The organism is Fodinibius sp., assembly GCF_041642155.1.
Lineage (GTDB): Bacteria > Bacteroidota > Rhodothermia > Balneolales > Balneolaceae > Fodinibius.
Map to the genome: position 1 here is coordinate 22,526 of NZ_JBEPWZ010000014.1, position 6,113 is coordinate 28,638.

Consider the following 6,113-nt stretch of genomic DNA (forward strand, 5'->3'; position numbering starts at 1 on the left):
GCAGCGTGGATTTCATTACAGCCATTTTGCCTGCTTCTGGATAATATTACAAAAAACCTAATGCCAAGTAACTGACTGATCCATGGACGCAACCATTGACCATATTTTGTTCCCGACCGATTTTTCCGACAACGCCCGGCATGCGTTACCCTTCGCCCTGAAAATCGCCAAACGAACCGGCGCTACGGTCCATATTCTTCACACTATTGAAGAGCCCTATGACTTTGCTCCCATGGCTGAGGAAATAAAGAAAGGAGTAACCGGAAAGGTAAGAAAACTGTTTGAAGAGTTAATCCTGGAAATCGAAGAAGAAGGTTCCCATGCCGACGTGCCGGTTGAAACCCACATCCAGACAGGGCGGGCAATAAATGCTATTTTGGAGACCAATCAGCCCTTCAAAGCTGATCTCATTGTCATGGGCACCAGAGGACGAACCGGATTAAAAAAGATACTCTTCGGGAGCACAACTGCGGAAGTTGTACAGCAGTCGGCCATCCCTGTTTTGGCCATACCTGAAAACGCCCGTTCAACCGACTTCAAGCAGATTATATTTACGACTGATTACAACGACGGAGACCTGGAAGCACTTCAATATGTGGTTGAGCTGGCGAAACGCTTCAAATCAAAAATTAAAGTGTTTCATACGACACTCGAGAGCAATCTTAAAACGGAATGTATGTTCCATGGATTCAGAGGACTGGTTAAAGAATCAATCTCCTACGAACCTATTGATTTCGAGGAGGAGAAATCGATCACTTTTTTTGAAGGGGTGGCCAACCAAATAGAAAGATATCCGGTATCACTGGTTGTGATGATCCGTTATGATAAACCGTTTCCCCTGATCGGACAGAAAAAACAGTCCAGGGATATGAGCTACTATATTCAGGCGCCGCTTTTGGTTTTACCCGGCAATGACAAATCAACTACATTTTGACTATGAAAAACGACATAAATGTGATCTTACATCCCACAGACTTCTCCGAAGCTGCCCATAATGCATTTACCTATGCCCGGGAAATCGCCCGAAAAGTAAATGCCAAAATACGGGTCACCCATTCGGTCAATGTCCCCTATAGCTACGGTACTGACAGGATGATGCAGGAATTTATCAGCAAAAAAAATCTATCCATATCAGATATTGAGACCACAGTCGAGGCCGGTGATCCGGTATCCAACATCCTTGCCAGCCGGGGAGATCTTATAATCATCGGGGCTAAAGGTAAATCAAATCTGGCAACCATTTTATACGGCAGCATTAGCACCAATATTATCCTTAAATCATCGGTCCCCGTCCTGGTCGTGCCGCTCAGTCGAAAGTATTCCGATTTTAATCACTTTACCTTTGCAACGGATTACAGAGAGGGAGATTTGGAAGCGCTGGAAGAGATCGTAAAATGGGCCGAATTATTTGATAATGCTGATATCACCGTGTTTCATACCAGCTCCGATAACAGCCTGGATACAACAATAAAATACAGGGGATTCAGGGAGTTGATAACGGAATCATTTGACTATCCCCGCATCAATTTTCAACTTACTATTGATAAGAATTTTGCTTCAGGAATTTCCACATACCTGGATAAGCAGGATACCGACGTGATTGTGATGACCCGGCATAAGAAAACATTCTTGCAATCTCTCATGCAGTCGAACCACATTAAGCAAACAAGCTATTCCGAGGTGCCTCTTCTGGTACTTCCCGAAAGGAAAAAATACAAGCTAACGACGGAGTGATGTGATTCTTATTTCCAAACTTCTAAACTAAATAACCTGAGATCGACCTGCTCTCTCATGATTGAGGGGGATATTCAGTTCGGGAAAGAGATCTTCCCCGGGTGAATCTTCTGTTGTCCTTCGTTTGCCTCCGAGTCGATACTAAATCCCTCTCCCGAGAGCGTCTCGTTGGCTAAAACGGCAAAGCTGGCCGCCTCTTTGGCGTCGGCATTGAAATACATTTTCCCGAATGGCGCGAACGTCGCCCCCGGGAGAGACCGCTCCAGCGTTTCCATCAAATATGAGTTGTGGAGGCCCCCGCCACTCACAAGTATCTCCGGGGCCAAGGATTGATGAACAACCTCTGTGACAGCATCCGCAATAGTCTCGGCCGTAAAGGCGGTCAGCGTAGCCAGCAGGTCCTCCGGCCGGATGTCCTTCGCCCCCGACGCCCGCCGGGCCCCGCGCACGTACTTCTTGTTAAAACGTTCGGGTCCGGTGGTCCTGGGAAGGTCCAAATCAAAATACGGGTCCGTTTTCAGAGCCTTCAGCAGCAGCGGGTTTACGGTCCCCCTCCGCGCGGCTTTTCCATCCTCGTCAAAGGGTTTGCCGAGCAAACGACGCGCCGCCTCATCCAGCAGGGTATTGCCGGGACCGGTATCGCCGCTCACCGGCCCTGCATTTGTGGAGGCCGCGGGGAGATACGTAAAGTTGGCAATGCCGCCAATATTCAGCAGCAGCCGGTCTTTGCCGGGATGACCGAATAGCATCCGGTCCACCAATGCTGCCATCGGCGCCCCCTCCCCGCCCGCAGCAGTATGTTTCTGACGAAAGTCGCTGATCGTAAGAATACCCGTGCGTTGCGCAATATGATCTCCATCCCCGATCTGCAGCGTCGCATGCCGGAAATCAGGCTGCCCGTGCTTTGACAGGGGGGCGTGATAGATCGTCTGTCCGTGACTGGCGATACAGTCAACTTGATCGGGGCCCCAACCCCACTCTTCCAGGGCCTCCAGAATCGCATCTCCTGTATAGTCGCCGAGATAGCTGTTCATAAGACAGACATCCTCCAGCCGGCACTGCGGGACCGATACGACTTTTTTGAGCTTTTTCTGCAGGCCGGGGGAATAGCGCCGGGTGCTGAACTCCAGCAGCTCCAGCCCGGTATCCATCCCGCTGCCCGAAATACGGCAGAGCGCCAGGTCGAGCCCGTCCATCGAAGTGCCGGACATCAGTCCGAGTACTATTTTTTTCTCTTTCCGGGCGATGGTCGTCAGCGATCTCATTACTGAATTCATTAATTGATTGCCTATCAGGGATTATGTATTGTTCAGCTGAAAAATAACACGAACTATGAAACACGCAATAGCTATTTATTATTATGGATGAGCTCCATGAATCCGATTACGAAGCTTACGAGCAGGATATCAAACTCCTGGTGGATACCCTTCGCCAGTGCTTTAACGCCGAAAAGGCACGCTATAATATCGTCGGCCATCAGAATGCCCTTTTTATTGAAATAGAGGGACTTGATGCACTGAGTCCGGAAGAGATCTCGGAAGTCGCCGAACCGGTCCTCGATGAACTGGATATGGACTTCGACGAGGTTTCCCTCCTGCCCCTGAAAAACTGATGTCATTCCTGTTCAGAATGATCTATCTTTCATCCGCAGGGATTTGAAGAGCTGTTTTTAAACGAAATTCATTACGCTATTCTATTATGGCCACTGCAACAACCGGATATACCCTCAAATGTGTACCTCACGGCCATCACAATTCCGAGGAGGAAACCACCACCTACTGCACGGAATGCGGAAGTGTGCTCCGGGTGCATTACGACCAACCCTCCGAAGACCTGCAATATCCTTTATCCGATATTGTTCCCGATCCTTTGAAGACCCATCCCACCGCGCTCAAGCGACTGGGCAGACTTTCCGAAACGTACGGGGCCGAAGTGTGGACCAAGCTGGAGTTCGAGCACCCGACCGGCTGCTTTAAGGACCGGGGGAGCTATATCGAAGTCCAGAAGGCACGGGAACTCAACGCTGATGCGATCTGCCTGGCCTCCACCGGCAATATGGCGGCCTCGGTAGCGGCCTATGCGTGCTATTTTAACATCCCTTGCTTTGTTTTTGTCCCCGAAAAAACCACTGAAGCCAAACTGGCACAGGCCACGATTTTCGATGCAAATATTATCCGTATCAAAGGGTCTTTCAGCACCTGCGAACAGCTCTGCCGGGAGTTTGCCAAGTCGAGCAATTATTACCTGGCCGGGGATTTCGTATTTCGGGAAGAGGGACAAAAATCGTTTTCTTATGAGCTGGTCGACCAGGGGGGCGGTGATATGGATTATATTTTCATCCCGGTGGGGTGCGGGACCAACTTCAGTGCGATCTTCAAGGGGTTTAAAGAGATGCAGGAAGGGGGACTGATTGATCGTATTCCAAAGCTGGTCGCTATTCAGCCGGATCAGAGCTCGCCGGTGGTCGAAGGGATTTTCAAGAAAGAGAAGATTGTCAGAGAACAAGTGCAGACGATGGCCAGCTCGGTAGCGGTACCGGACCCGGTGGATTTTTACAAGGTGCTCGAGGGCATCGACCAGTCGGAGGGACTTGCGTTCACCGTCTCGGAAGATGAAATTCTGGATGCCCTCAAGGAGTTGGCGGTGGAAGAGGGTGATTTTGTGGAACCGGCGGGAGCGCTGCCGCTGGCCGCCTTCAAGAAGCATAAAGAGCAATTCAGCCGTAAAAAGTGCCTCTTTGTAGCTACCGGAACGGGCTTTAAAGATACCCAGGTCGTCACCAAACACTCCCTGAACTCTCCCGTTCTTTCGGCGGACCTCAAGAAGGTGATCAGCTATGTCAATTCCGGTTTTATCGAGATGCAGAAAAAATCGTGGGGCAAATCGCGGGATACCTTCATGGCGAATCTCAAGATGGACAAGGAGCACGAGCAGCTGTACAACGATTACGTCTCCAAGATTAACAAAAAAGGCAAAACGCTCAGCAACAATGAAATCGAGGTACTGCAGTCGCTCATCTTTGATGAAGATACGGATCTCGAATACCCGGTGGAAGTATTGGACTACAAACTGATCATGCGCAAGCACGGGCTGGTTCAGGCCACGGTAAAGCTGAACCTGCAGGGCCGCGAAGTGATCTCCGAGGCCAAAGGCGTGGGTCCCATCGATGCCGTTCTCACAGCTATTCGCACGGAGACGGACAACGTTTTTCCGCTGGTCGTGGAAAACCATGAAATCGATATCCTCAGTCCCGACACGGATTCGCTGGTAATGGTTACGCTGACCCTGAGAAACGGCGAGCAGCAGTGGGTCTCCAAGGGAGCCTCACCGGACACCCTCGAAGCTGTTATCCAGGCCTTTACGAAGGGACTGGCTATCGCGATGAAAGGCACCCACGCGTGACTTGAGCGGACGGATAAAATAGTGGGTAGATAATATTTAATAGTGGGCAGAGAATATTTGCGGAAAGCCCCACGCGGGTACCTTTTATAATTCCATCGATATATTTGGTCCTGGCCGTATCGTAATTAGGGTATTGTATTCAATCATACATTAGCGGCCCGCAGGCCTTTTTTGGAAATCCTGAAAAGTGTAGCGATTTGGGGTATACCCTAAATTTGAATACATGTAAGTTGATCTAAATGCTATTTTAATGACAGTACAGAATTTAGTGCCGGCAGTTGTAGACTTTGTAGCGCTTTGCCAAAAGATTATTATTAACGATAGTCTACCGATAATACCAAACCTAAGTTAAATTAAACTAAGTTTGCGTTTGGATTAGTTAGGATTTATATCCCAGCAGTCTCAACGCATTAAACACGACTACCACGGTTGATCCTTCGTGACCTACGACCGCCCATCCCATGCTCAAACCAAGGATTGTGGCCGGTACCTGAATGAGAATCATGTAGAGTCTTGACCACAGGTTGTGCTTAATAATGGATTTGGTTTTACGACTCAAACAAATGGTGACGTGACCTCGTCTTTGCAAAGCTATTTGACGGCCTCTACCTTGTCTTCTGACAGAAGATTGCCCTTGAAATCGTCAATGTCTATTTCTTTGATTGCTTGCAGTAACATGATTAATGACTATTGCTAATCTAAGCAGCTTTGCATATATTTTATCGTAAAATTGCGATAACCGATAAATACTATGGCTATTACCAAAGCAAAACTGTTTGACACCTCCCGCAAACGTAGTGCGGAGCTGATGAAAGCACTTGGGCATCCGGCGCGAATTGCCATCATTGAGTTGCTGGCAGAGCGGGATACGTGTATCTGCGGAGATATAACGGAAGAATTGCCGCTGGCGCAGTCGACGGTTTCTCAACATTTGAAGGCACTGAAAAAGGCCGGAATCATCAGGGGAGAGGTGGATG

The 6,113-nt window shown here is 49.0% G+C and carries 6 protein-coding genes and 1 pseudogene; 5 read left to right on the forward strand and 2 right to left on the reverse strand.

Annotation, left to right across the window (positions count from 1 at the left end; all coding sequences use genetic code 11):
- Positions 1-82: 82 nt before the first annotated feature.
- The gene (locus tag ACESLU_RS02145; protein ID WP_372634472.1) at positions 83-934 is read left to right on the forward strand and encodes a universal stress protein; all 852 of its coding nucleotides are present in this window, start codon (positions 83-85) and stop codon (positions 932-934) included.
- 2 nt (positions 935-936) lie between these two features.
- A complete protein-coding gene (locus tag ACESLU_RS02150; RefSeq protein ID WP_372634474.1) occupies positions 937-1,734 on the forward strand; it encodes a universal stress protein in 798 nt (265 codons plus the stop codon).
- Between the two features lie 74 nt (positions 1,735-1,808).
- On the opposite strand, the gene ACESLU_RS02155 is transcribed toward ACESLU_RS02150, so the two are convergent.
- Entirely contained in the window at positions 1,809-2,999 is a 1,191-nt protein-coding gene (locus ACESLU_RS02155) for an anhydro-N-acetylmuramic acid kinase (RefSeq protein WP_372634477.1), read from the reverse strand.
- A gap of 95 nt (positions 3,000-3,094) precedes the next feature.
- Here ACESLU_RS02155 and ACESLU_RS02160 point away from each other — a divergent pair, with 95 nt between their 5' ends.
- Entirely contained in the window at positions 3,095-3,346 is a 252-nt protein-coding gene (locus ACESLU_RS02160) for a hypothetical protein (protein WP_372634479.1), read from the forward strand.
- Positions 3,347-3,432: 86 nt separating this feature from the next.
- Positions 3,433-5,136 (forward strand): threonine synthase, encoded by a 1,704-nt coding sequence (thrC, locus tag ACESLU_RS02165; RefSeq protein WP_372634481.1) that lies wholly within the window; start codon positions 3,433-3,435, stop codon positions 5,134-5,136.
- Positions 5,137-5,515: 379 nt separating this feature from the next.
- Here thrC and ACESLU_RS02170 read toward each other — a convergent pair.
- Positions 5,516-5,701 (reverse strand): annotated as a pseudogene (locus ACESLU_RS02170) (hypothetical protein); the annotation flags it as partial.
- A gap of 186 nt (positions 5,702-5,887) precedes the next feature.
- Between ACESLU_RS02170 and ACESLU_RS02175 the strand changes: the two are divergent.
- Positions 5,888-6,113, forward strand: a 226-nt coding sequence (locus tag ACESLU_RS02175; protein WP_372634483.1) for an ArsR/SmtB family transcription factor, incomplete at its 3' end; no start/stop codon positions are given.

Excerpts from the sequence above, each read along its gene's own strand:
- ACESLU_RS02145 (WP_372634472.1), top strand. The coding sequence starts at position 83 with ATGGACGCAACCATTGACCATATTTTGTTCCCGACCGATTTTTCCGAC.
- ACESLU_RS02150 (WP_372634474.1), top strand. The coding sequence starts at position 937 with ATGAAAAACGACATAAATGTGATCTTACATCCCACAGACTTCTCCGAA.
- ACESLU_RS02155 (WP_372634477.1), bottom strand. The coding sequence starts at position 2,999 with ATGAGATCGCTGACGACCATCGCCCGGAAAGAGAAAAAAATAGTACTC.
- ACESLU_RS02160 (WP_372634479.1), top strand. The coding sequence starts at position 3,095 with ATGGATGAGCTCCATGAATCCGATTACGAAGCTTACGAGCAGGATATC.
- thrC (WP_372634481.1), top strand. The coding sequence starts at position 3,433 with ATGGCCACTGCAACAACCGGATATACCCTCAAATGTGTACCTCACGGC.